Here is a 23,595-nt window from a genome sequence, read left to right as displayed (position 1 = left end):
TTCAGACGAATAGAAACTGTATAGGCCTTATAAAGGCTTATTAGTTCTTTCCAAAAGCTACTTATCATTAGGTATTTGGCATTGAAAGATAAGCGGGAAGAAGGCATTGCAAGAACTTTGGTGTTTAGAAAAAAATAAGTTTACCTAAAAATCTATTATACTAATTAATCCAAACTCGTTAAAGATTTCTGTGAATTTTAATGATAGAGTTGCTCTAACAAAAAAAAACTCCCCACACATCAAGTGATGCGAGAGGAGTACCTTCTAGAAACTAAATATATTACGAAAAAAATCTATTTTTATGTAGATGGGGTTGACTCTTTTTAGTAATAAAGCGCCCTAATAAATTAAGGCGCTTCGCTAGATGTTGGTATATTTCAACCGGCTGATCTAATATAGAAATAATTTTTAGAAATTGAAAAAATTATAAAAGATTTTTGATCTTTATTTTTGCCGTTTTGGATGCTACTTTAGGTTAACCCAATTATTGGACGCTCGCCATCACCGTAAAAGTAATCAAAAAGTTGACTAGGTTGAATTTGTGATATTTTTGCTAAAGCATACACTTGATAGGGATAAAAATCGGTTCCATCATTTGCACGTCGGATTCTGCTTATTCGACTTCCACTGGCGCCAATTGCGGATGCGATCTCACCATCGGTAAGGCTAATACCTGAGATAAATTTTGCGAACTTAGTTAGATCTTCTGCTGGGGATTTCATGCCTGGATACGTGTAGTCGTGAAATAAGTCTTCGCAAGCAATATTGATATCCGCGTTAAGTTCTTTCAAGACCAAGTAAAACATAAGTCCAGAAAAAAGATCACCTCCATTTCTTGCAATGAGGTCTTGAATTGTATCCTTTTTATCTTCTTTAGCAACTTTGCTTAAGTTACATGATCTAATCAATTCATAAACATATTTTCTAAATTCTTTAAATTTAATATATTTATAATCAGGCTCTTCTGTATTTTCTTGAATCGTATTTTTCATTGTTGTATATAATTGACTATATTTGTGATATAATCAGTTTTCTGATTGAGTCTCAGAAGTGAAAACGACGAATTTTCCAACGACACGAGACGTAGGGTTTGCTAACCCCCATGCTTTTTGTATTTTTACAAAAAAAGGGGATGGCTCCCTATTGGATACCGTGTCAAAGGCTCTTCGTCGTGCCTCACTGCTGGTTGAAGATAGTGGGCCATCCTCTTTATTTAGCGCTTGACCTTCCCCTTCGAGACTCTTGTTGATAACCCAACTTGTAAATTATGAGACAAAAAGAGTCATTTACCACAACAGAACGACGGCAGATCAAGGATCAGTTGAGTCAGCTTGCAGTATCACTGCTCATCAAGAACAAATACTGCCCACCAGAATAGCTTCTTAAAAGCTTAAAATCAACAATGGTCGATAGCCCCTGGGTATCGAATGGATATAAAAGCCGTAATGGCTTATTTATCGCATACCAATTGTTGATTTTACCGGCCTGTTTTTTTTAGATCCACGCTCTAAAATTGAACAGCCCCCATCTCTTTTATCTTCGCACTTTAAAAGTAAGGGTTTCCGATTTCAAAAGCAAAGATTTTAGAAAAACACTGTTATAGAAATTCTATAAAAAAGGTCGGTTTTTTATTTTACCAACGGACGCGGTATCGTCTCTATCAAATTACGTGTAACTGTCCTGCACTGCGCCCGATAACCTATTTCTTATTTTTTCACCGCTGTGACCTGAGCCCATTCAGGCTCCCACAAAAACTGATTTCGGTCGGACAGGGAGAGCTATGCGCTATGGTCACAGCTAAAAACTAAACACATGAAAGCCATTTATGAAGATCTCCTGCATCTCGACACGCCATTTTACGAGATCCATGAAGACAGTTACGATCCATTGAAATGTATCGAAAACTTTTGGGATCATTATTCGCTAGTCACGATACGCGAAAACCTCTACGCATTGGATCTCAAATGCAAAACCCTCGGCGAAGCTACCGAAAGCAAATTGGAGTCTCTACAACAAACGTTGTTTTTGTCGGATATTTTGCGCGCGCTAATAGCCTATTTCCTGACGCATAGCGGTCAAATTGATACGGGCCAATTAAAACTGTCAACTCTGGAAGCGAATATGGAGGAACTCCAGCTGACCAAAAAAATCAACGATTTTTTTCAATCCATTAACCAGCCAAATCTTTAAAATGATGAAATCAACAATATACAATCTGTACAAAGCCTTTAAGAGCAAACGAGCACTAGCGATACTGCTGTGTTTGGTTTCTATGTTTAGTTTATCGGCCCAGACGCCCCGCCAGGACAGCGGGGCGGATGGGTCTGATCCAGTGCGTCCAGTACTCGTCGGAAATAAATTACCTCAAGATTTCTGGTCCCGAAAAGTGAAAATCTATAATCAAGGGGACACAGCATTCGTAGAACTATCTAAGTACAAAGGCAAATCTTTTATTCTTGACTTTTGGTCTACTACCTGCGGCGCCTGTATCGCTGCTTTTCCAGACTTAGTCGAGCTACAAAAGCAGTTCGGGAAGGAATTAAATATTTTGTTAGTAAACTCCTACGGTGAAAAAGATACTTATCAACGGATACATAATATGCCTAATGATATCCTTCGAACAAATGACCTTACCTCAATATATGCTGATGATTATTTGATTAAGCTGTTTCCGCACGATGTATACCCATTTTATGTTTGGGTAGATGCCAATGAAAGAATAGCGGCAATAACACTAAAAAGATTGGTTGGTCCGGTATCTGTTAACTCCTTTCTAAAAAATTATTATCGCTATGACACGAATAATTAGCTCCATCCTGGCAACTCTTTGTTGCTTTACTGTATTTGCTCAGGGTAGGTACAGTGGGAAGGTTATCGACCAGAAGATGCATCCAATTGCTGACGCGAATATTAAATTGGTGGGATCTGCATCAATTTATCGAACGGATTCATTGGGTAAGTTTGAAATAAGCAGTATAGTTACTCCACTTACAGTCTCCGTGTCAGCAATCGGCTTTGAAACCCAAAAGGTCAGCTGGAATAGTTATAGTGCAAACTTGATAATTTCGATGCAGACCAAAGAAAATAAACTGAATGAAGTGCAGGTGAACACGGGATATCAAATTATGCCGAAAGAACGGTCCACGGGTAGCTTCGGAGTGGTATCGAATAAAGACTTCAATAAAATCCCGAGCAGAGGGATCTTGGACCGTATAGAAGGTAAAGTTTCCGGACTGCAGTTTGATAGAAGGAGCGGAAAATCGGTGTTAAATATACGGGGGATAAACACCTTTTCTGAAATAGCGGCCCAGCCCCTCATCGTGGTCGATAATTTCCCTTACGATGGTACATTGGACGATCTTAATCCTAATGATGTGGAATCTGTCTCCGTATTGAAGGATGCGGCAGCTTCCAGTATATGGGGATCTCGAGCAGGAAATGGCGTGATTGTCGTGACCACCAAAAAGGGAAAGGTGGGCGGTAAGCCTACTATCAATTTCACAACAACAACAATGGTCAGCAGCAAGCCTGACCTATTCTATAACAAAGTGATCAATAGTAAGGATTTTATCGATGTGGAACGTTTTCTATTTGATAATAAGTATTACGAAGATGCATATAATAGCGCCTATAATCAAACGACGATATTTTCGCCTGTTGTGGATATGTTGTATGCAAATAAAGCGAGGCGCTTGTCGGATATTGATCTGAATACGCGATTGAGAGCGCTAGAGGGTAACGATTATCGAAATGACCTGATGAAATATATTTATCAAGCTGCGGTCAATCAGCAGTACTTTTTGGATATTTCCACAAGTAATGCAACCAATAGAAACCGCTATTCGGTAGGCTATGATCGCGGGACAGGGGATACAAAAGGGGCAAATAATGACCGGTTAACCTTGCGGGCCGTAAATAGCTGGCAATTGGGGCAAAAGTTATCCATAGAGAACACGCTTTCCCTGATCAATGGTCGAGACCGAATGTTCTCTTCAACGCCACGTTATCCTATGGTTCCCGGTGGTGGAAAAAATACGTTGTATCCTTATGCTTCATTGGCTGATGGGGAAGGAAACTTCCTGTCGATTCCGAGATTTTATAATCCATCTTTTCTTGAAAGGGCAAATGCTGACGGTCTATTGGACTGGAACTACCGACCTTTAGCGGATCGGGATAAGTCGACTTACAAGGCCTGGAATAGGCACCTTTATTTAAATTTTAACTTGCATTATGACATCCTCCCGTTCTTAAAGGCCGATTTGATATATGGTTATGAGCATAGTAATACCAAATCAGAATCGCTTTCGGGAGAGGATTCTTTTGAGGTGCGGGATTTGATCAATAAGTATACGCGAATTGTCAATGGGGCAAAGTTGTACGATTTTCCATTTGGAGCTATATTGCGCAATGCTGACAATGAGATGCAATCGCATCGTGGAAGGGTACAAGTGAGCTTCAACAAGTCTTTTGGGGGCGACCATGTTTTGAATGCACTGATCGGTACAGAGCTGTATACCAGAAATGCCGACCAGCGCTCTTCGGGATCTTATGGTTACAATGCCGAAGTTCTCAGCCGCAAAAGCATGGATTATAATGCTATCTATCAGCTCTACGGTGGGCTCGGCTACGGGTTTATGACGCCCTTGGATTCGTATGCAGGAACATTGTCGGGAACCGTTTCCATGTATTTTAATGGCTTATACGAATACAAGGGGAAATATGGGCTTTCTTTTTCTGCGCGAAAGGATGCCGCGAATTCCTTCGGGACGAATGTCAACAGCCAGTGGAATCCACTATGGTCGGCAGGACTTTCTTGGCAGATAGCAAAGGAAAAATTTATGAAAGAGACCGATTGGATAGATCATCTTAAACTGCGGTCAACCTTCGGTTACGGTGGTGTACAACCTTATGGGGCACTCAATAAAACTGTAATCGGCTACGTCGGTAATTCAAATTACAGCAATTTGCCTTATGCTCTGATTGGAAGCCCGCCAAACCCGGGACTCAAATGGGAAACGGTACGTACCTTAAATTTCGGAATGGACTTATCAATCTATGGTGGAAAATTAATGGCTAATCTAGATTATTATCGGAAGAAGTCTTTTGACCTGCTTTCTGATGATCCCTTAGATCCGACTTCGGGTTATTTGCTGTTGACAAAAAATGTAGGTCAAATAGCAACGCATGGCATTGATTTAACGCTCGCCTCAAGCGGTAGGTTCGGAAAAGGCTACTGGCAATCTTCCATTAATTTTTCCTATAGCAAAAATAAAGTGACTGATTATAGAGGGACAATCGGAGCGACAAACCTGTATCTGGATGGTGGGAGGACGCTTATGCCGTTATTGGATAAATCTCTGTACCCTGTTTTCTCTTATAAATCCGCTGGGCTGGATCCGGTTAATGGCGATCCAAGGGGATATAAAAATGGCGAAATATCGAAAGATTATCAGGCCCTGACGACAGATTCATTGCAATACCTAAATTACCATGGTACAGCCTTACCGCCAATATACGGAGCATGGAATACTACCATAGGCTATGGCAAGTTTTACCTAGATTTTAGTCTGCTCTTTAAATTTGGACACTATTTTAAGAAGAAATCCATTGTCTATGGTAGTTTATTTGACTCTTGGGATGGACACGCTGATTTTGCCAAGAGATGGCAGCAGCCGGGGGACGAATTGACGACAACAGTTCCATCGATGCAATATCCCAACGATAGTTATCGCGATCTGTTTTATCAGCATTCTTCCAATAATATCGTCAAAGGTGATCTCATTAGGGTGCAAAATATTAGACTCGGCTACAACTTTGGCCTAAACGACAAAAAGATCAAAGGCCAACTTTACATTGGAGCAAATAACGTGGGATTGATCTGGCGAAAGAATAAGGAAAATCTCGATCCTGATTATTTGGATTTGCCTGCGCCGCGCGTAATTTCAGTTGGTGGGAATATTAATTTTTAATACTTGTGTCATGAAACAATATATTTACAAACTACTCCTAGTAAGCCTATTTTGTATGGCTTCCTGTACTAAATTTCTAGAGGATAAAACAAATAAAACAAGCACAGTGCCATCCACATTGGAGGATATGCAGGCACTCCTTGATGCAGGTAATCAGCTCAATTTGGGGAGTTACCCTTTTTTGCTCGAAGCTTGTACAGATGATTTTTTCGTTTCGGACGCTGGTTACAATAGGCTTTACAATTTTGAACAACAAGTGTATACATTCCAAAATCCAGCGCTCTATGGAACAGTTGAAAACATGGTTGTGTGGCGCAACGCGTATAAGGCTATTGCTGTAACAAATACGGTGCTGGATGGACTTCCTGATATTAAAATTTTGAAAGGGCTTGATCCTTCTAACATCAAAGGACAGGCGCTTTTTCATCGCGCATTGATGCATTTTACTCTTTTGCAGCTATATGCTGCTCCTTTTGATCAGAAAGGTGATAATAATGGGGCTGGCATACCGCTCAAGTTGACTGCTGATATCAATGACAAAACCAAGCGGTCAACAGTCGGGGAATGTTATCGTTCGGTTATTGAAGATTTGGAACAAGCGAGTGACTTGCTGCCACATGAACTGGGTATACTGACAAGACCCAACAGGATTTCAGCCTTTGCTGCACTTTCACGCGTGTATTTGGCGATGGAAGATTATGTGCAAGCAAAAAATTATGCGGATAAGGTATTGGGCAGTTATAAGACTTTGATGGATCTCAATACAATGAATGTCGATGCAGCTTATCCTTATCCAGCGATGAATGCTGAAACGTTATTTTTTGCATACTCAAACGGCTCGACCATGTTTATTGGGAGTCGAGGGTCGTACTTGACAATGGATTTACTTCAACTATATGAAGCGCATGACTTGCGACTTCGGGCAAACTATAAAAAAGGAACAGATGGCTTCTCTACATTTAAAGGGCAGTATATGGGAACGGGGGCAGGGCTCTTTTTTGTAGGTATGACGACTTCTGAAGTATTATTAAATGCCGCTGAATGTAACGCACGATTGGGAAATGTTACCAGCGCATTGGAACAGTTAAATTATCTGTTGCAAAATCGGATTGAGAAGCAATTCTTTGTGCCTGTAACAGAAACTAACTCAGAAGCTTTGTTGAAAATAATAATTAGGGAGCGGCGTAAAGAGTTGGTTCGTAGAGGGCTAAGGTGGTCGGATTTGAGACGGTTGAATAAAGACGAACGTTTTAAAAAGGAAATTGTCCGTGAGGTAACCGTTGACGGTAAAACTGAACAATTCAAACTCTTGCCCAATAGCAGCGGTTACATTTTTAATATTCCAGCTGAGGTTAAAAATATGACCGGTATGGAATAATCATTAGAAAGTAGCGAAGGATAGTTCCCTCGCTACTTTCTTTGAGCTATAGCTTGAATTAAAACGGCCTAAAATCAGTGACAGTTTCATTCGGTGTTTTACTACTATTGGCAGTGCTGATGCGAAGCGCGATCGTTGTTGGGGTAGATGATCCCGGCGGGGTAACAAGCGCCGTCATATCGGGTTGTGATGGATTTGATGGATTTGCAGGTGCATTGATCTGGCATATGGTCTCGCTTCGTGTTCCGCATTCATCGCTTGGTCCCAGGCTGTATTTGCTGGGGTCCGTAGGAGAGTCTGAGGATGTGCCATGGTATGACCACACCTGATTCGCCGCTACTGTTTTTACTTCTTTCTCTCCTTTAACTTCTTTTTCACTTTTAATACTTTGCGCATTCGCGCTGAATGAAATTCCTAACGCCATCACACCAATACTCATGGTGCTGATGAATCTTTTTACTAATGTTCTCATGTTTTTGTTTTTATATGGTTATACTTTTGCTTATCCTTATTATCCTCCTGGATCGGCCGTGGAGTTGTTCCTGTTGACCGGCCGGGCATCTCCCTGTCCTCCGATCTGTTGTCTTATACCAAAGTTAGCGCAGTGATCAGCCATAGATGTATGACTTTTGGGGAGCTCGATGTATGGTTTTTTGGCGATGATGCCCCGTCTCTTCTTTGCGGTTGTATTTTTATTACTGAATGGTAGCGCTCATTTTTGAGACGAGAGGTCTGATTTCAGGGGCGAATGCCGAATATGGGGGATGGATAGGGATGTTTCATACCAAAGTTTCTTCAGTGATCAGCTATAGATGTATGACTTTTGGGGAGTTCGTCGTATGATTTTTGTCGATGATGCCCCATCTCTTGTCTGAGGTTGTATTTTTATTACTGAATGGTAGCGCTCATTTTTGGGACGAGAGGTTTAATTTCAGGGGTGAATGTCAAATATGGGAGGATCTGCCTGCAGCTGCTAAGGACTAGGTTCCCGAAAAAAAAAGGTTTTCAAACTGTAAAGAATGAAAACCTTTGGAATGGTAAGATCTTAACCTGATAAATTCTTTAGATTAAATCATTGGGATCACCATCTAAATTTCTATCATATCTAGCACGTACACGTCGGGCACGCTCGCGCTCCGCAGCAAATTCATCTGCCTTTGATCCCGGGCTATAAAATGTATCTTCATTAAAATGTGGATGTTGATAAAAATCGTGGTCATATACACCAGATCCTACCGTAAATCCGACATCACCTGTTCCCTCATAAATATGGCGAATTGATAATTCAGTATCCGGATCCAGGTAATTTTCACGGTACGCCGGTAGTCTGGTCAGACGGTCGGGAGTAACCGGTACCACCACGACTTCACCATCATCGGCCGGATTATAGCGATAGTCTGTAGCAGGTTCCACGGGATCGATTTCATCTACCGTTAGTATGCCGCTGCGTTCGATGGGCTCCACGGTACCCGTTTCATCATTACTCGCCTGTATACGCTTCCCGTCATAAAGTGCAGCTACGCCAATGGGCACCAATATCTTTTTGTCGTCTTCAATAGGTAAATCTGCATCTTTCAGGTCAACAATAATATAGCGCACTTGTTGGCTTTGAGGGTCAAAAAGGAGGTCATCTACCTCACCTAGCGATTGTCCGGCCTGATTTTTCACCTTCCAGCCTCTAATATCTGGTTCACCATCAACGATTTCATAATCGCTTCCTCCTAATTCGATCAAATGGTTGTATTTTTTTTCTTCTAATGCCATGTCTTTAAATTTTTGAGTTCAAAACTTTAGGTTTCTATTTATTGCGAAAAACCACGATTTCTACATTTCGGTTTTGATTTTTTCCGCTTGCGCTTGCATTGGCAGCCACAGGAGCATTTTCTCCACGTGAATGTACGCTTACTTTGCTTTGGTCAATTCCACCTTGACTAACCAACCAGTCCTTCACGGCAGTAGCACGTTCCATGCCCAGTTGCTTGTTGTGGGATGCCGTGCCTGTAGAATCCGTATTCCCAAATACGCCTACGTAGGCACCTTGAAAGTCTTTATTCAAAGCCGACGAAATTTGTTTAAGTTTCGCTTCGGAATTGCTTTGTATGGCGCTTTGGTCAGTGGCAAATAATATATTTTCGCCAAGCGAGTAAATGGTATAGCCATCACTGGAGCGTACGCGAATATCTTTGTCCGTGATATTCGGGTCCGAAGATTCAGCACTATTGAAATCTACTGAATTCCAGCTCGGTTCCGTTGTTGCAAGGGTATCTCCGACCATATCGCCCTGATCTGTTACCATGCCGGTGCTGTCCCTGGCATCAGCGACATCGGATGCACTGTTATTACGATTTACGAAAAACAAGATTATTGCCAATGCAATAAGTGCAAGCAGAAGCCAAAGCCACCATGGTGCTCCGCTTTTAGGTTTTACTTCTAAATGTGCCATATAGATTTTATTTTTTCTAGGAGAACACCTAATATCTATCTTCCGTTTTAAAAGTTTTTTTACGGCACATACAAAATAGGGGCTACCGCTAAACTTAAGGGAGGATGTAAAACGGATGGAAGATAAAAATTTAGATTAAAAATTTGATTTTCAAATATAAGTGTTTTCTTCACATTATCTAGGCAAAACCGGGTTTTGCTTAGATACGGGATTATTAATAACCAACTTATAACCAATGTCTAGTATTGAGAATATAATTTTATGTATCGATTTAGGGGGCACGCACTGTTCGGCCGATCAGTTTTTGCGACCGATTGGCAGAAGATTATTGCTTTTTCTTTCAGATGACTTTCTTGCTTTTATCACAGAGGGTAACACTACATGACTAGCATTATCTTTTGTTGGTTTTTCTATCTGCTTTAGCAATAATTTTATAATTGTTGTTACTTAGTTCCTCCGAGGGCTGACGTATGGCGGTGATCGTAAAGGCTACTTTAGAGTCAACAGCTAATTTTTCCATCGTCTCTTTGTAACCTAATAATCGTTCATGCATTTGGCTTTGTGTAGATTCGAGTGTAACAAATCCAATCTGACGAAACCCTTATCATATAGATGCATACAAGCTTCAATCATTGCTTCCTTGTTGTTGGTTCCGACAAAATCCACACCTTCGACCGGATCCCGGTCAAATAGAACAATTGGGATATGTTCATCCATGTATCCATTATCGTTCAAAGCTATTAGAATCTACCGGCATTGTTGTTGAAAAAGATGTAGTTTACTGTATCAAAGAAAAAAGCGTGTCCAGAAGAAATCGGCAAGGTCGTAAAGAGATTCAATGTACTTCATAATCTTTTCTGGGGACATCATGGGGTCGAAGCTTTCTCTGTCAAGATGCATCAGGTCAACTTCGTGATTAGCTTTTGTTTTTCGGATTTTCCGTTATTGATTTATCAGTTGTAAAATATTATGACTAAATTAGTGTAGATGAAAATTACAGCTAATCTTCTGGTGTCTATTCTAGAGCAGTCCCATAGTGCGATTGCAATTTATGATAGCATAGACCTAAATATTGCTTTTGTTAGCCAAGGTATGCTGGATATCTGGTGTGTGGATCGCTCTATCCTGGGGCGTAGTTTTTGTGCATGTTTTCCTCATTTTAAAGAAGAAGGTTTTTCATCCATTTTGAAAAACGTATGGAAAACAGGAATTGTCTATCAGGCTGAGAATACACCCGCAAATATTGTTCATGAAGGGACGAAGACACTGCGGTATTTTAATTTTGAATATAGGCCATTGCTTGACGAGGAGGGGGAAACCTATGCTATTTTGCATACGGCAAGCGATGTGACTGACCGACATCTTGCTTACAAAAATGTGGAAGAAAAGCAAGAGCAGCTTATGTTTAGCCGCGAATTGGACGTGCTCGCCAGCACATTGGCACATGATCTAAAAAATCCATTGTCTGTTTTGAAAATCGGGAATAGTTTTCTGAGCAAAAATGTGGGTGTTTCGGTTAAGGTAAGTGAAAGGTGGTTTGAAGCCTTTGCGGCATCTATTCAAAATATAGAAAGTATTATAAATCAGACATTGCAGCTTGGCAAGATACGCAGTGCCGAGAAAGAAGTCACCTGTGTGGCAATGGATAAAAAAATAGGGAATTGTATTGATGAAATTAAACTGGTATATCCCGACAAACAAATGGAAATCAAATTAGGAGATCTATTTCCTTTGTATACGGATGGCGGAATCGTTTATCAGGTTTTTATAAATCTAATTGGTAATGCCGTTAAGTATGCAAAAAAATCAGGCGAGTCTTTTTTGCATATTTACAGTGAAAAAGCTGATAAAGGAGTAGTATATTATCTCGAAGATAATGGTATTGGAATTCCGGAAGACGAGTTGCAGAAGGTTTTTCTTACAAATGAACGGGCGAGCAATGCTTCCAAGATTGCTGGAACGGGAATCGGACTGGCATTGGTTAAACATCTAATGGAACGTATCGGTGGGACGATTCACTTATCGAGCGAACTTAACAAAGGTACCGTAGTTCGCTTATTTTTTCCAGTTTGATCGCGAACGTCAGGAGTTTAAGGCACCGGTCTTTCTATCGAAGAAATCGAAAAACTGTAATCAAATACTTTTAAAGTTTATAGATATTTATTTTGAGCCATTTCCGGAAGGGAGTGGCTTTTCATTTTAAAGATGATCTATGCTCAAAAAAACTCCCCATCCATCGAGTGATGCGGGTGTCGAACTGTCCCCCGATTTTATCGTATCTCGAAGAAGGTTTAAATAAGATAAGCCAGATGCATATACCGGAGCATGCTGGAACTTAGACTTGCAAATTGAAGCCCTTCAAAAAGCAGGTTGCGAGAAAATCTTTGTGGAAAAAATATCAGGCTCGACAAAGAATCGACCTGAGTTAGATAGGATGATCGAACAGTTTAGAGAAGGAGATGAACTGTATGTTTGGTGATCGATTGGGTAGAAGTCTAAAACATATTATTGATTTGGTATTGTCGCTAAGTGAAAAAGGTATCATCATAAAGCCCAATGCAATATCATGGATGTATGATTTTTAGGTACGTAGTTGTATGGTTTTTTGACGATGATGCCCCGTCTCTTGTTTGAGGTTGTATTTTTATTACTGAATGTTAGCACTCATTTTTGGGACGAGCGGTCTAATTTTAGGGGTGAATGCCGAATATGGGGGATGGATAGGGATGTTTCTTTATTTATAAGCGCTCGGGCAGATGCCCGTCTGTTTCCGAAAAAAAGCTGAAAAATTCTGCTGGGACCCATATCCGCAATAGTTTGAAACTTCCTTGACCGAATGCCCTGCAAGAAGTAAATCTTTTGCTTTTTGAATTATAAGCGTGTTCCAGGTCTGTCTGGGAGTCTCACCATAGACGGTTTTGTACAACTTATCCAATTTACTAATGTCAATCTTTAGCTGGTCGGCAATAACCTGTATCGAACAAGTGCTAAAAGTCTGCATAACCTGATCCCTAATCATTCTCTTGGCCCTTTCGGCCAGGAACTGATCGGGATCTATCTTTTCATAGTGTTCAAAATTTTTGTAGATGGCGATATCAAATAGGTCATAGACAAGTTTTACAGCCATAGCTTCATTGTCTTTATGATAATTGAAAAAATGCTCTTCAATTCTAGATAGCTGATAGCTTGTCTTTTCTTTGATGGGCCATATTGCACTTTGATAGAGTCGTTTCTTGTCGCGGCGATGTGCTGTACTGAATTTAAATAGAAAATGGTCTTCTTTAAATATGGCTGACCGGATATATCCTATATCGACCAGAACACCGTAGATCAAATATTCTCCCTGCACCAGAAGCATTTGCATCTTCCCTTTGGGAATGTAGGCAAAAGTATCATATCCAGCAGGCAGCTGCAGGTGACTATTATTTACTGCATGTTCTATTTTAATGGTCGAAACGGAATGTCTATTATACAGCAGATGATAATCGGATTTATTGGTTTGCACGGACAAATGAAATGTTCTTTGCACCTGAGCCTGCACGCGATAAAATATGACGCTATGATAATCAATATATTCTTCTATCAATTGGATGTTCGCATCCTCATAGCGCTGTAGCTGGGAATCGGGCAACTTAGGTGAAAAGGCTTTTACTTGCCTGGTAAATTGGGCCACCTCGGGCAAGATAAAATGAAAAGTTTTGATCATTGGATATACGGTCAATCAGGTTTTATAAAGGGCTCAATCCACGTTTATAAAAGTAAAATCGAGGTTTGAGAAGTGGCTAAAAAAATGATAGATGACGTATTTCTGAGGAAATCATGCAAAAAATTAGGGATATCTGACCTCTTTCCCTGTTCTTTAGTCCATCACTGTCAATTTGCTTTCTTTTTTTGTAACCTATCATTCTTTTTCTTTTTTTGAAGGATTTCAGCCACATTTGATCGTTAGCTCATACAATTTTAGTGCATGTACAGCCAACGGGAGTGGCCTGACCCGTATCGTTGCAGGCCGGTGTTTAATTCAAATCAACATGAACGAGAACATGCAGACAAGTGATCAGATCGTCAATCTAGGGTTGACTTTGTCTCAGATGATGCAGCTATTTCCGGAAATGGGAGATGTTGTTGACGATGAAAAATGCTGGGTAGAAATACCGTAACCTTAATTCAGCATCGCTTTCTTCCTGGAGGCGATGCTGTTGACTGATTGAACAAGAACCTAATTTTTTTTAAACCACAATTTAAATGAACAATAACCAATTGACCAAACCGTTTTGGTTTGCCAACGTATGGAATTTTTTTCCGGAATTTACTGTCGAAGATCTTGAACTAAATTACCTGAGATGGAGCGCTTACCGACAGTCTTTTGCCAAGATGCTGCACCCCGTCCAACTGGACCAAATGCTGGATGCCAGGTGTTTTGAAATGCTTCCAACTGATCTTACCGGTATTGTTATCTCTTTTCATTATGGCCCATACCGTCTGATACCGCGCTATCTGCTTGCGGCAGGCTATAAAATTACTGTATTGGCTTCGCCCAATATTATTAAAAAGGAAGAGAAAGAGACTGAACAGCTGCTGCAGCTCAACAATCTCGAAGCAGACAGCCTGCGCTATATCGATGCTTCAAGATGTACCGTGCTCAAAAATATACTTTCGGACCTACATGAAAAGCGTTTGGTCCTGGTATACCTTGACGCGGACGAAGGGGCAAATCGCTTGGCTGCCAAAGAGCCCCGGGCCCTGTTTAAGGTCCCCGTCGCAGCTAGTAGACTGTATTTCCACGCGAGTATAACACAGTTTGCCTTCCGGTTTCAATTACCTCTTTCTTTTCTACTGATGGAAAAAAATGTGAATAATGGCCTGTGGAATCTGGCTTTATCAAAAAGGCTGCGCTGTAAAAGAGCGGAGCAACCTACTGGATTTATGAAGAGGTTTAAGGGACAATTAAACAAAGTGATCACTAGGATCGTCATGAAGGATTGGACGGCATGGGAAAACTGGCCGTTGATTCATATTTATCATCCGGATGTTGAGGATAGAATGGTCGTTTTACAAGATGCACTGAGGTGGGTAATGCCTATTTATGTACACGAGCGTGCTTTCTTTTTCGACGTGAAAAACCGGGAATTTTTCGAACTAAAAAACGAGAAACTTGCTGAAAGGGTAAAAAGTATGAAATCAAGTAAATGAGTTGCTGTATAATTTCTTGATAAGGATGATGTTTCCTTTTAGCGAAATATTATTTTTAATTAATTTATTATTTACGTTTTGTTTTTTGTAATTTAAGTGTTCAAAGTACATTAATTATGGGGGAAAAATAATTTCGCCAACGTTTTAAAGAGGAGATAATGGAAGATAGACGGACCAAAATAACCCAGTTTTTCACGCGTAGATACATCTTATTTTTTATCGGAACAGGATTCTGGCTGCTGCTGCTGCTCAAAATGAATATTCATGTATGGCATCGATTGACCATGCGGCATCTATTGGCCTTGACCGGACCCTACCTGTTTTCATTTACGCTCTATTGGCTTGCCATAAAAGTATTCCAAATGAGCGGTTTATATGGCAAGCTGCTCGTGGTTTTGTTGACTGGTGGTTGGTACTACCTGAGTATGGACTTTTGGGTAAATTATACCTATTCATGGCTCCCGGCGCATGGTGTTTCTTTTATCGGTAAACTGACCGATTACCATTTGATGAAATTTCATAATCGTATTGCGATAGGCAATTTATTGGCACTGGGGACAGCCTTGCTTGTACATATCGTTTATAACTATTGTTCTTTTCGGCTAAGATTTCAACGGCTCACAATGGAATTGGAGGCCGGCAGGCTGGCGGGACGTCTCTCCAAGCACTTTGTGAAAGAATGGATCAAGATCGCGCAGCAGAATAAATTGCTGCACCGAAACGATACCCTGGAACTATTCCGATATATCATCGCAGTGACAGCAAACCGAAAGGTCAAAGTAGCTATTGCTGAAGAATGGAAGCAGCTCAAGGTGATGGCCTCGTGTTTTACAGACCGCCTCATGCTATTTAAGGGGGAAGAAGTGCTCCTTGCGGCCGATTGGAGCCGCTCTATCATTGCTGCATCGATGCTCTCGTGGTTTGAAAATGCGCTGAACTACAGTCCGCCGGGAACACAGGGCCAAATAATCATGGAATGGACCCGGGTAAATGGTCAGTTGCATTTCCAGATGATCAATTATGTCTGCAGAAAGCGCTCGGAAGGGCATACAGGGGAGGGCAATAAGTTGCTTCGGGAACTATTTGATGCGGTATTGCCCGGAGCTTATCGGATTGAATTTCGGGAACAACATGCCATTTTCAGTGTCCAGCTAACGCTGCTCCACAACTACCGGAAAGCGATTTAACTGAGTATTTTAAAAAATAATAGCGTATGCCAATAATCCCTATTCTTATCGTTGATGATTTTCGACCTGATTCTGAGAAACTAAAAGCTCTTTTAGAAAAAACAGATTTGGATCTGCTAATTGATGTGGCGGATAATAAAAAAGATGCGTTGCAAAAAATCCACTCCAGCAAGTATGATGTACTCTTTATGGATATTGTGCTGAATCGGAGCGCTGAGGATACTGTGCTCAATGGAATGGATCTTTATGAGTCTATTGATGCGAAGAGAAGACCCGAGGTCGTATTTGTGACGGAGCATGAAGCGTTTTCGCTGCGCTCTTATCGTTTGGATGCAGCGGACTTTATGCCCAAACCGGCTACATTTGCGATGGTCTGTAGGGCGCTAGAAAATGCTTTTCGACGTTTGGCTGTTCCGATCAATCTCACGTTTAGGCCACAACCTGAATTTGCCTTTATCGAAATGTCTGATAAAATGTGTCAAAGAGTTCAGTTCAGTGATATTTATTTCGTGCAGAAAGTGAAAGGGGACAATGAACTGGCTTTTTTCGAAAGAAATATGCGATTGGATGGGTTTGGCAAACCAGTGCCGAGAAAGGCAAAAAAGACCATAAAAGAAATTGTCGATTTTCTGCCGGCAACCGAATTTGTTCAGGTGGATCAATCGACCCTAGTCAATATGAACTTTATTGTTTCCTTTTTGAAGAATAAAATTGTGATGAGTGAGGGTCCTCAGCGCTCGTTTGCCGTGACCCGTAGCTATATCAAGGAACTTCGGCAGAAGCTGCACGTGTTTGAATGAGCAGACGGATAAGTAGGGAGGGATGAATTAAACTGAATTAATAAACCGAATGATAGTTTAAATAAACAAAGATTATGGAAAAATTTTTTGAAGAAGTTCGATCCGAATTACGCGCGCTCGTACAGGCTGTGCAGGTAATCGCCACGGAAGCGCAGCATTTAAGCCAACACCTGGCCGATAGCGCGGTGGAAATATTGGATAATACCGATCTTAAGGCATTGCTGCATATACGGGATACTAAATTGGGGCAAATCAAAGGCCAGCTCCCGATTTACAATCTCGACGGCAAAGATTATTACTTTAAAAATGAGATTGCAGCTCACATCAGGGCAAACCCCAAAAAGCAGAAATAGCAAAGGAGATCTAATTGCCCGGATTTTATATGGACCGGATCTGGGCAATTATGTGCTTCACCCTAGCCTCGCACAAGAAACATACTACAACAACTAAAGGATGACCCTTTCTAAGCCCTTGTTAAGCACAAGGATAACACAAGCCAGGGGCATCTCGCCGCCGCATACCGTTGGATGGATATGTTTAATCGTTTTTACACATTTTTCGTCAGATTTAACCGTATTTCCCCGCATCTGTCTGACGCTATTGACATCGCTTGATTTCGAGTGCATATTTGTATCGTCAAGGCAATGATGGGCGCCCTTCGTTTTGACAATAGACAGATTATTTAACATTTAGAAACAAACGTAATGGCAAAATCAAAAGGTAATATCGTCATGGAGGGAGCATCGGGGACAGTAGGCAAGATGCTCGTATTCCGGCAACGTGGCAATCAGACAATCATTGCCCGCAGACCGACTTTTCAAAATAAGAAAGCACCCACAGTTAAACAGCTTGCTGTACAGAATCGCTTTATTGATGCATCGTTGTACGCCCGTACGGCGATACAGGATCCGGACCTAAAGGCGGCTTATCAGGCTAAGGCAAATATTAATCAGACGGCCTATAATGTAGCCTTTAAAGATTACTTTACGGCACCGGTCATTCGTCGTTGGGACGATAGTGGTTATCAAGGCAACGCCATGGATCAGATCTTATTTATGGTGAAGGACGTGATGAAGGTGGTGAAAGTAGAGGTCGGAATTTTCGATGCAAATGACTTGGAGCTGGAGGTAGGGATGGCGCAGGACATGGACGGACAAGGGATATCCTGGATGTACCAGGTGCAGGCCGATAATCCGAATTTCGAAAATGCGAAGTACCGGGTTACACTGACGGATACGCCCGGGCATGAATATATGTATGAATTAGTATATGGCAATCCGTAAGGTATGGAGCTGACACTAAAACGTTTTCGGCAGGGGAATAATAGTACCCTGTCCGAACTCTACATCGACGGAACCTTCCAGTGTTATGGTCTTGAGGACACCGTGCGCGATGTAAAGATAAAAGGTCGGACAGCTATTCCCGCGGGAACCTACAAACTCGGGATCAACAGGACGGGCGGGATGAATACCGCTTACAAAAAGCGTTTTCCGGATATGCACGAAGGTATGATCGAGATTAGGGCTATCCCCAATTTCAGTCTCGTTTACATCCATATCGGCAATACGCATGACGATACGGAAGGCTGCCTGCTGGTCGGAACCTATTTTCATAAAAGTTATGACGACTGGGGGGTATATCAATCGGCCGAAGCGTATAAACAGTTGTATAGGACAATTATTGAACAGGTAAAAATTGGGCAGGTCATCTTAAAAATCGAGAATAAGTTTTCGCGATAGGGCTGATCAATAACACGTAAGATCAATGAAAAAAATCGTAAATAAAATCGCAAAGGTCCTGCAGGTAATTCTGCTGGCACCTGTTAAATTGCCAAATAAGGCGTTGAATGTTGTTAAATATATCGCGCTAGGGCTTGGCATTGTGGAGTCCGTTCTGGAAAAAGATACGGACAGACCTGCGAATGAAAAGACAGCTGCTTCGGCAGATTTGCTGGACGGGAGCCGACAGGACGATGATTTGGACAAGGATAAAAAAGCGGTCGAACGGATCCGCAGGAAGGGGGGAGCCGATGCGCTGGAGTGATATTAAACTTTCTACCATTGGTGGAACCGTTTGTGGGGTCTGGGCATCATTTTCAGTGGGCGGGCTACTGTACAGTGCATTGACAGCACTTGTGGGGACACTCGCCAGCTTTTTGTTGAGCCGGTTGTTAAATCGTATATTCAGGAGGAAATAGAAGTTAGGCATCTGCATAAGCAGGTGCCTATACCTTTAAAAACAGGTGCCCTTACCTCATTTTGTAAATCGCTGTATTGGGAAATGATTGTATTAATATATGAAGCTCATTCCTTAAAGAGTGACCAGAGGAAATTTTATCATATCATAAAATCACATTCGTCAGATTTGATGGCCAAGCGTAACTAGTTATCAAAATTCTATCAAACGCTTTTATTGAGGCAAAAAGGAGACTAAATTGATGCGCTAAGATTACCTGATACTTAAACCAGATCAATTTTCCTGTTTCAGATGTTCCATTTCTTCGATCAGCTCGCCTGCTGTCTCTTGCTTCAATACCCTCATGACATAGATCTCATTGACAAAATTGACAATAGCGACCAAGATGGGTGTTGCAAAAAGTAGGCCTAAGGGGCCTGTGAGTGTGCCCATCAACAACTGAAAAAAGAGCACCATAGCAGGCGGTAAAGACAGCATTTTCTTTTGAACAAAAGGTGCGAATACTGCAGATTCTACAATTTGAACGCCAACAAAAATAGCGATAATATACAACGCCGTTGCGGGGCCATCCAGCAGACCGACCAATGCAGCTGGTACGAGTGCCAGTGTTGGACCTAAATTGGGAATGAAGGTCAACAGTCCTGCAATCAAGGCCAAAATTAACCAAAGGTCAATACCTAAAATAAGCAACGAAATCGCGGTAAGCGTAAAAACAAAGAGCATATCCAACAGCTGTACTTTCAACCATATCTTCAGTTGCTCACCTACCTTATCTAACACCGTTTCGACGGTTTGCTTGTTTTGATCTGGAAAGAGGCTGAGGATGCCGATCATATATTCTCTGGGGGAGATCATAATAAATATGCCCAAAAATAGGAAAGCGTAAAGGTCTCCAAAAAAACCAAAGGTACCACTGAATACCTGCGGTAAATGCTGAATGACGGTATTCATCTGATCTTCGGCACTGTCAATGTTGTCGATCAGATAAGAGCCCCAGTTTGTATTGGCAAGGTAACGCTGTAAATTGTCAATCATTTCGGGTAATGTGGCAGCAAGTTCTTTATATTGGGTTACCGCAGTATTGCCAATAAAATAGGATATGCCACTACAGAAGACAACCACCCAAACGATAGCGAGCAACAGGGATACCTTGGTATGGCAGCCTGTCCATTGCCTTATTTTGGCAGAGATGGCATGAAAAAGTATAGAAAATAGTATTCCACCGAATAGCAAGAGTAACAACGTGGTTGCTTTGACGAATAGAACGGTCATCATCAAAAAAAGTAAAACAACGATACACACTGCTGCGGTTTTTTTGTAAATAGAAGTCATAGGCAATTTGAGCATAAAAATGAATTTGTTTTCTACGAAATACGGATGATTGAAATAAAGAGTGACCTCTACAGATAACATGCTACCGTTAGGATTTGTTTCAATAGATCGTAAAAGGTGGTGTTATTTGATGGTTTGGCATCATTTAGTTGTGCAAATTTCTCAGAATTTCTTCGAATTTTTGCACGCCAGGAAAGCCTGTTAGCTGATCTTCCAATTTTCCATGCTTATTATAAATTAAATAAGTTGGAATCGATGAAAAGTTCATTTGTTTTTGTAGTCGTTCCATTTGTGCTGATGAGAGATAATAATGATATCCTGCTATACTTTTGACTTGATTGTTCCACAAAGTCCGTGGAGAGGATACGTCTGCTATATAGACAAAGACGACATCTTTATATTTTTCTTTTACCGGTTTAATTTTGTCCATAGCACTTATACAAGGTCCGCACCAGGTGGCCCAAAAATCAATAACTATACTTTTAGCTGGATATTTTTTTATGATTTCGGAAAGTAAATCCCCCTTGTCGAGACGAGACCAGTCATAAACTCGTCCTGTATCCTGAGCAATCCGGAGCGTGTTGATATTATTTTGGTACAAAATATAATCAGAAAACGATTGGTCTTTAAAATATCCAATAATATCCTTAGTTTGTTCATCCGAAAGATATTTATTTCTGGCGATTTGATCCAAATAGGCATTTGCTAACATAATATCATAGAAATAACCTCGAGAGTATCCTAATAAGGGATTTAGTATAGCGACAGTCCTATTCATCCAATCTTGTAATAAAATATGATCTGTAGTAGGCAAGTTTAGCACACTATCAGCCAAAAGGGATTTGGTTAATTCATTATAATAGTTTGATAGTAGGTAGTCTTTATTATTGAGGTCGAGGTCCCTCAAGAAGGTGTAGTAGTCTAAATTAATTTTATTTTTAATTTTGGCTTTTTCTTTATCCATACCCGCATTCACATTATCCAGATACATCCCATTATTTGGATCCAATAAGAACATTCGGGCGTATACGGTAGCATATGTTCTTTGCAAACTTTTTTTTGAATCTTCAGCTAAAGGAGCATTGTTAATCTTATCTATCTTTTCTCTCATTGAAGACAATGCATTATCGCGATAGGTGTTAGGTTCAAATACATATTTATCTGAAGTATGATTATCGTTGAATATGCTTCTAAATAGATTTTGTATAACTTTTGTTTCCCGAAATATCGTCTTGTAGGGGCCATTATACTGAATATCAGGTGGGGCGCTAGGTTTGAAATTAAAAATTACTTGGGTAGAATCATGTGGAAGAAGAAATATGTATCGCTCGATACTATCTATTTTCAAAATCGCTGATGTCAGCTTAAATGATGGAATTTTTAAGAGCGTATCAGCATTTCCCAAAATAGGAATATTGATATCATAATAGCTGGTCAAATTACTAGTCAACGTTAATTTGAAAAATCGTGGCTCTTTACTCGTGTTTCCTCTTATTTCAAGTTTAAGATACGACTCTCCGAAACTCTCCCCATTTTTTTCCAACTTATTTTGAGCATTTACATGAATCGTAATGGCGCAAATTAAGGAACATAAAAGTATTTTAAGACAAGTTCTATTTTTCATTCGATTATCCATGATATGGAGATTATTTAGAGGATATTTTTTTAACATTCCACTCAAAACGTGTTCCTTCAGCACCAATATAAAGCGGGTTCTCCATTTTGTCCAGTTAGGGTCTCATGTCTCAACATCGATAATACTATTAAATTGCATATTTTTTGCGATTTGAGTAAACTAGCTATATAATTTTTAATCTTTTATAATTTTAAAGATAGTTATAATCGCTCAAATCTATTATAGATGTGATTATTTATTTTCGTCTATACTCATCAACTTCGATATGAGTATCCTTTTGAAAAAAGTTGATAACGTAGGCAAAGAGAAAGGCAATATGGAAGGAGGGCTAGAAAGCATCATCGAGATGCTTTCCAGCTTTGAAATAATTTAAATTTTTCCGTTAAAACGGTAGAAATATCGCTATACAGGGTTTCATCAAATAAAATATCATTTAAAAACTGATCTGTGGCGCTAAAATTCTGCTCATAAATCTGTTCAAAAACTTCAGCCTGATTTAAAATCTCTAATATGATGGTGCGAATGTAAAGTGATACACGATTACCTTCAGGATCTTTTAGTATTCTATTTGTTGTAATATGATATAAAAAACTGGAGAGCTGATCAATATCTACCAGTTGATTTTTCCAAAGATGATTCTTGAGGTGATGTTCAACAAAATCCAAAATTGTTTCGGCATCTCCTTTTAGGGGCAACTGATATACATCCTCATTCAGTTGTAGAAACCTGCTGTCAAATAACCATTTGATAATTGAAGTGTGTGCTCGTCTTAAAAAAGGAAAGTTCTCAAAATCATTCTTGCGATCATAGAAAACTCGGCTTACAATTTCTGACTCTTGACGTATTGATATCCAGCTATTATAGGATAGCTGATTTTTTGAACTTTTGGTATAGTTCAAAACTAGTTTTTTTTCTTCCGCTATGGACAATTTATAACTCCAGGAATCATCGTTAATATGCACAGGGGGACCCATTACCATTTCTGTTTCTTCCCGAGATGCGCTCGGTGGAGGGAGTACATCCCAAAAATCTTTAGGTTTGGGATCAGGATGTTTAACAGAATGTTCTCTATGCGTAAAAATGATGCTGGATAAGTAAGCTATAAATTTATAATTGTCGTTACGGGGACTAATTGGGGGTTGAAAATGATCATTAGTAATATCGTAAGCAAACCAAAATGATATATTCAATGATTTACAAATAATGCTTTTTGTCCCTTGATTGCTAGTGATTGTTTTTGGCAACTTTCCTAAACCATGACGTTCAAAAAACTGTACCAAAGAGGTGTCTGTTGAGGCTAACCCAACTAATTTGATTAACTCGCTCTGTTTAATTCCACTCATAAAAATATGTTTATACTTTTAAACAATCCATTATTTAACTTAAGAACTAAATTATTTGCAGCGGATACACGCATCATATCGAATCTGAAGACGTGCAAGCTCTTTATTTAATGAATAC

At 40.3% G+C, this 23,595-nt stretch carries 25 protein-coding genes; 14 read left to right on the top strand and 11 right to left on the bottom strand.

What is annotated here, in order from left to right; translation table 11 throughout:
• Nucleotides 1-470: 470 nt before the first annotated feature.
• Nucleotides 471-992, bottom strand: coding sequence for a hypothetical protein (locus B2107_RS13175; protein WP_293956123.1), 522 nt, complete (start codon nucleotides 990-992; stop codon nucleotides 471-473).
• A gap of 820 nt (nucleotides 993-1,812) precedes the next feature.
• On the opposite strand from B2107_RS13175, the gene B2107_RS13170 reads away from it, so the two are divergent.
• Genes B2107_RS13170 through B2107_RS13155 form a run of 4 tightly spaced genes read left to right on the top strand, consistent with a single transcriptional unit; the run spans nucleotide 1,813 to nucleotide 7,347 of the window.
• Nucleotides 1,813-2,190: a hypothetical protein gene (locus B2107_RS13170; RefSeq protein WP_293956122.1), complete on the top strand. Its 378-nt coding sequence runs from the start codon at nucleotides 1,813-1,815 to the stop codon at nucleotides 2,188-2,190.
• 4 nt (nucleotides 2,191-2,194) lie between these two features.
• On the top strand, nucleotides 2,195-2,809 hold the full coding sequence (locus B2107_RS13165) for a TlpA family protein disulfide reductase (protein ID WP_293956121.1): 615 nt from the start codon (nucleotides 2,195-2,197) through the stop codon (nucleotides 2,807-2,809).
• A complete protein-coding gene (locus tag B2107_RS13160) occupies nucleotides 2,793-5,969 on the top strand; it encodes a SusC/RagA family TonB-linked outer membrane protein (RefSeq protein WP_293956120.1) in 3,177 nt (1,058 codons plus the stop codon). The genes B2107_RS13165 and B2107_RS13160 overlap by 17 nt, the downstream gene beginning before the upstream one ends.
• A 10-nt stretch (nucleotides 5,970-5,979) precedes the next feature.
• Complete coding sequence (locus tag B2107_RS13155; protein ID WP_293956119.1) at nucleotides 5,980-7,347, top strand: RagB/SusD family nutrient uptake outer membrane protein; 1,368 nt, start codon at nucleotides 5,980-5,982, stop codon at nucleotides 7,345-7,347.
• 58 nt (nucleotides 7,348-7,405) lie between these two features.
• On the opposite strand, the gene B2107_RS13150 is transcribed toward B2107_RS13155, so the two are convergent.
• The 5 genes from B2107_RS13150 to B2107_RS13130 form a co-directional block, all read right to left on the bottom strand.
• Nucleotides 7,406-7,771 carry a hypothetical protein gene (locus B2107_RS13150; RefSeq protein ID WP_293956118.1) on the bottom strand — a complete coding sequence of 122 codons (366 nt, stop codon included), beginning with the start codon at nucleotides 7,769-7,771 and terminating at the stop codon, nucleotides 7,406-7,408.
• A 638-nt stretch (nucleotides 7,772-8,409) separates the two neighbouring features.
• The gene (locus tag B2107_RS13145; protein ID WP_293956117.1) at nucleotides 8,410-9,111 is read right to left on the bottom strand and encodes a PRC-barrel domain-containing protein; all 702 of its coding nucleotides are present in this window, start codon (nucleotides 9,109-9,111) and stop codon (nucleotides 8,410-8,412) included.
• 34 nt (nucleotides 9,112-9,145) lie between these two features.
• Entirely contained in the window at nucleotides 9,146-9,790 is a 645-nt protein-coding gene (locus B2107_RS13140) for an OmpA family protein (RefSeq protein ID WP_293956116.1), read from the bottom strand.
• Nucleotides 9,791-10,181: 391 nt separating this feature from the next.
• Nucleotides 10,182-10,343: a hypothetical protein gene (locus tag B2107_RS13135; RefSeq protein ID WP_293956115.1), complete on the bottom strand. Its 162-nt coding sequence runs from the start codon at nucleotides 10,341-10,343 to the stop codon at nucleotides 10,182-10,184.
• Nucleotides 10,325-10,507 (bottom strand): hypothetical protein, encoded by a 183-nt coding sequence (locus tag B2107_RS13130; protein WP_293956114.1) that lies wholly within the window; start codon nucleotides 10,505-10,507, stop codon nucleotides 10,325-10,327. Before B2107_RS13130 ends, B2107_RS13135 begins: the two co-directional genes overlap by 19 nt.
• Nucleotides 10,508-10,777: 270 nt before the next feature.
• On the opposite strand from B2107_RS13130, the gene B2107_RS13125 reads away from it, so the two are divergent.
• Entirely contained in the window at nucleotides 10,778-11,863 is a 1,086-nt protein-coding gene (locus B2107_RS13125; RefSeq protein ID WP_293956113.1) for a PAS domain-containing sensor histidine kinase, read from the top strand.
• A 313-nt stretch (nucleotides 11,864-12,176) separates the two neighbouring features.
• On the top strand, nucleotides 12,177-12,269 hold the full coding sequence (locus B2107_RS21925) for a recombinase family protein (protein WP_409529657.1): 93 nt from the start codon (nucleotides 12,177-12,179) through the stop codon (nucleotides 12,267-12,269).
• 255 nt (nucleotides 12,270-12,524) lie between these two features.
• Here the strand turns inward: B2107_RS21925 and B2107_RS13120 are convergent, their stop codons facing one another.
• Nucleotides 12,525-13,496 (bottom strand): helix-turn-helix domain-containing protein, encoded by a 972-nt coding sequence (locus tag B2107_RS13120; RefSeq protein WP_293956112.1) that lies wholly within the window; start codon nucleotides 13,494-13,496, stop codon nucleotides 12,525-12,527.
• A gap of 325 nt (nucleotides 13,497-13,821) precedes the next feature.
• Here B2107_RS13120 and B2107_RS13115 point away from each other — a divergent pair, with 325 nt between their 5' ends.
• From B2107_RS13115 to B2107_RS13095, 5 genes are all read left to right on the top strand, one after another.
• Nucleotides 13,822-13,950 (top strand): hypothetical protein, encoded by a 129-nt coding sequence (locus B2107_RS13115; protein WP_293956111.1) that lies wholly within the window; start codon nucleotides 13,822-13,824, stop codon nucleotides 13,948-13,950.
• An 85-nt stretch (nucleotides 13,951-14,035) separates the two neighbouring features.
• Entirely contained in the window at nucleotides 14,036-14,983 is a 948-nt protein-coding gene (locus tag B2107_RS13110; protein WP_293956110.1) for a hypothetical protein, read from the top strand.
• Nucleotides 14,984-15,141: 158 nt separating this feature from the next.
• Nucleotides 15,142-16,170, top strand: coding sequence for a hypothetical protein (locus tag B2107_RS13105; RefSeq protein ID WP_293956109.1), 1,029 nt, complete (start codon nucleotides 15,142-15,144; stop codon nucleotides 16,168-16,170).
• Between the two features lie 26 nt (nucleotides 16,171-16,196).
• Nucleotides 16,197-16,970, top strand: coding sequence for a LytR/AlgR family response regulator transcription factor (locus B2107_RS13100; RefSeq protein WP_293956108.1), 774 nt, complete (start codon nucleotides 16,197-16,199; stop codon nucleotides 16,968-16,970).
• 74 nt (nucleotides 16,971-17,044) lie between these two features.
• Entirely contained in the window at nucleotides 17,045-17,323 is a 279-nt protein-coding gene (locus tag B2107_RS13095; protein ID WP_293956107.1) for a hypothetical protein, read from the top strand.
• A gap of 93 nt (nucleotides 17,324-17,416) precedes the next feature.
• Here the strand turns inward: B2107_RS13095 and B2107_RS13090 are convergent, their stop codons facing one another.
• Nucleotides 17,417-17,596 (bottom strand): hypothetical protein, encoded by a 180-nt coding sequence (locus B2107_RS13090; RefSeq protein ID WP_293956106.1) that lies wholly within the window; start codon nucleotides 17,594-17,596, stop codon nucleotides 17,417-17,419.
• A gap of 78 nt (nucleotides 17,597-17,674) precedes the next feature.
• On the opposite strand from B2107_RS13090, the gene B2107_RS13085 reads away from it, so the two are divergent.
• Genes B2107_RS13085 through B2107_RS13075 form a run of 3 tightly spaced genes read left to right on the top strand, consistent with a single transcriptional unit; the run spans nucleotide 17,675 to nucleotide 19,013 of the window.
• The gene (locus B2107_RS13085; protein WP_293956105.1) at nucleotides 17,675-18,253 is read left to right on the top strand and encodes a hypothetical protein; all 579 of its coding nucleotides are present in this window, start codon (nucleotides 17,675-17,677) and stop codon (nucleotides 18,251-18,253) included.
• Between the two features lie 3 nt (nucleotides 18,254-18,256).
• Nucleotides 18,257-18,709, top strand: coding sequence for a DUF5675 family protein (locus B2107_RS13080; protein WP_293956104.1), 453 nt, complete (start codon nucleotides 18,257-18,259; stop codon nucleotides 18,707-18,709).
• 25 nt (nucleotides 18,710-18,734) lie between these two features.
• On the top strand, nucleotides 18,735-19,013 hold the full coding sequence (locus B2107_RS13075) for a hypothetical protein (protein ID WP_293956103.1): 279 nt from the start codon (nucleotides 18,735-18,737) through the stop codon (nucleotides 19,011-19,013).
• A 426-nt stretch (nucleotides 19,014-19,439) separates the two neighbouring features.
• On the opposite strand, the gene B2107_RS13070 is transcribed toward B2107_RS13075, so the two are convergent.
• The 3 genes from B2107_RS13070 to B2107_RS13060 all read right to left on the bottom strand — a co-directional run bounded on the left by B2107_RS13070 (nucleotide 19,440) and on the right by B2107_RS13060 (nucleotide 23,477).
• Complete coding sequence (locus B2107_RS13070; RefSeq protein ID WP_293956102.1) at nucleotides 19,440-20,513, bottom strand: AI-2E family transporter; 1,074 nt, start codon at nucleotides 20,511-20,513, stop codon at nucleotides 19,440-19,442.
• A gap of 130 nt (nucleotides 20,514-20,643) precedes the next feature.
• Nucleotides 20,644-22,122 carry a TlpA family protein disulfide reductase gene (locus B2107_RS13065; RefSeq protein WP_293956101.1) on the bottom strand — a complete coding sequence of 493 codons (1,479 nt, stop codon included), beginning with the start codon at nucleotides 22,120-22,122 and terminating at the stop codon, nucleotides 20,644-20,646.
• A gap of 350 nt (nucleotides 22,123-22,472) precedes the next feature.
• Nucleotides 22,473-23,477: a hypothetical protein gene (locus tag B2107_RS13060; protein ID WP_293956100.1), complete on the bottom strand. Its 1,005-nt coding sequence runs from the start codon at nucleotides 23,475-23,477 to the stop codon at nucleotides 22,473-22,475.
• Nucleotides 23,478-23,595: the final 118 nt, after the last annotated feature.

The organism is Sphingobacterium sp. UBA7855 (genome assembly GCA_002500745.1).
In the GTDB taxonomy this organism is placed as follows: domain Bacteria; phylum Bacteroidota; class Bacteroidia; order Sphingobacteriales; family Sphingobacteriaceae; genus Sphingobacterium.
The sequence above is the reverse complement of the archived record's forward strand: the minus strand, read 5'-3'. Positions and strand labels throughout refer to the sequence as shown.

Coding starts and splice junctions, on each gene's coding strand:
- B2107_RS13175 (WP_293956123.1), bottom strand. CDS start 992: ATGAAAAATACGATTCAAGAAAATACAGAAGAGCCTGATTATAAATAT.
- B2107_RS13170 (WP_293956122.1), top strand. CDS start 1,813: ATGAAAGCCATTTATGAAGATCTCCTGCATCTCGACACGCCATTTTAC.
- B2107_RS13165 (WP_293956121.1), top strand. CDS start 2,195: ATGAAATCAACAATATACAATCTGTACAAAGCCTTTAAGAGCAAACGA.
- B2107_RS13160 (WP_293956120.1), top strand. CDS start 2,793: ATGACACGAATAATTAGCTCCATCCTGGCAACTCTTTGTTGCTTTACT.
- B2107_RS13155 (WP_293956119.1), top strand. CDS start 5,980: ATGAAACAATATATTTACAAACTACTCCTAGTAAGCCTATTTTGTATG.
- B2107_RS13150 (WP_293956118.1), bottom strand. CDS start 7,771: ATGGCGTTAGGAATTTCATTCAGCGCGAATGCGCAAAGTATTAAAAGT.
- B2107_RS13145 (WP_293956117.1), bottom strand. CDS start 9,111: ATGGCATTAGAAGAAAAAAAATACAACCATTTGATCGAATTAGGAGGA.
- B2107_RS13140 (WP_293956116.1), bottom strand. CDS start 9,790: ATGGCACATTTAGAAGTAAAACCTAAAAGCGGAGCACCATGGTGGCTT.
- B2107_RS13135 (WP_293956115.1), bottom strand. CDS start 10,343: ATGCATGAACGATTATTAGGTTACAAAGAGACGATGGAAAAATTAGCT.
- B2107_RS13130 (WP_293956114.1), bottom strand. CDS start 10,507: ATGGATGAACATATCCCAATTGTTCTATTTGACCGGGATCCGGTCGAA.
- B2107_RS13125 (WP_293956113.1), top strand. CDS start 10,778: ATGAAAATTACAGCTAATCTTCTGGTGTCTATTCTAGAGCAGTCCCAT.
- B2107_RS13120 (WP_293956112.1), bottom strand. CDS start 13,496: ATGATCAAAACTTTTCATTTTATCTTGCCCGAGGTGGCCCAATTTACC.
- B2107_RS13115 (WP_293956111.1), top strand. CDS start 13,822: ATGAACGAGAACATGCAGACAAGTGATCAGATCGTCAATCTAGGGTTG.
- B2107_RS13110 (WP_293956110.1), top strand. CDS start 14,036: ATGAACAATAACCAATTGACCAAACCGTTTTGGTTTGCCAACGTATGG.
- B2107_RS13105 (WP_293956109.1), top strand. CDS start 15,142: ATGGAAGATAGACGGACCAAAATAACCCAGTTTTTCACGCGTAGATAC.
- B2107_RS13100 (WP_293956108.1), top strand. CDS start 16,197: ATGCCAATAATCCCTATTCTTATCGTTGATGATTTTCGACCTGATTCT.
- B2107_RS13095 (WP_293956107.1), top strand. CDS start 17,045: ATGGAAAAATTTTTTGAAGAAGTTCGATCCGAATTACGCGCGCTCGTA.
- B2107_RS13090 (WP_293956106.1), bottom strand. CDS start 17,596: ATGCACTCGAAATCAAGCGATGTCAATAGCGTCAGACAGATGCGGGGA.
- B2107_RS13085 (WP_293956105.1), top strand. CDS start 17,675: ATGGCAAAATCAAAAGGTAATATCGTCATGGAGGGAGCATCGGGGACA.
- B2107_RS13080 (WP_293956104.1), top strand. CDS start 18,257: ATGGAGCTGACACTAAAACGTTTTCGGCAGGGGAATAATAGTACCCTG.
- B2107_RS13075 (WP_293956103.1), top strand. CDS start 18,735: ATGAAAAAAATCGTAAATAAAATCGCAAAGGTCCTGCAGGTAATTCTG.
- B2107_RS13070 (WP_293956102.1), bottom strand. CDS start 20,513: ATGCTCAAATTGCCTATGACTTCTATTTACAAAAAAACCGCAGCAGTG.
- B2107_RS13065 (WP_293956101.1), bottom strand. CDS start 22,122: ATGAAAAATAGAACTTGTCTTAAAATACTTTTATGTTCCTTAATTTGC.
- B2107_RS13060 (WP_293956100.1), bottom strand. CDS start 23,477: ATGAGTGGAATTAAACAGAGCGAGTTAATCAAATTAGTTGGGTTAGCC.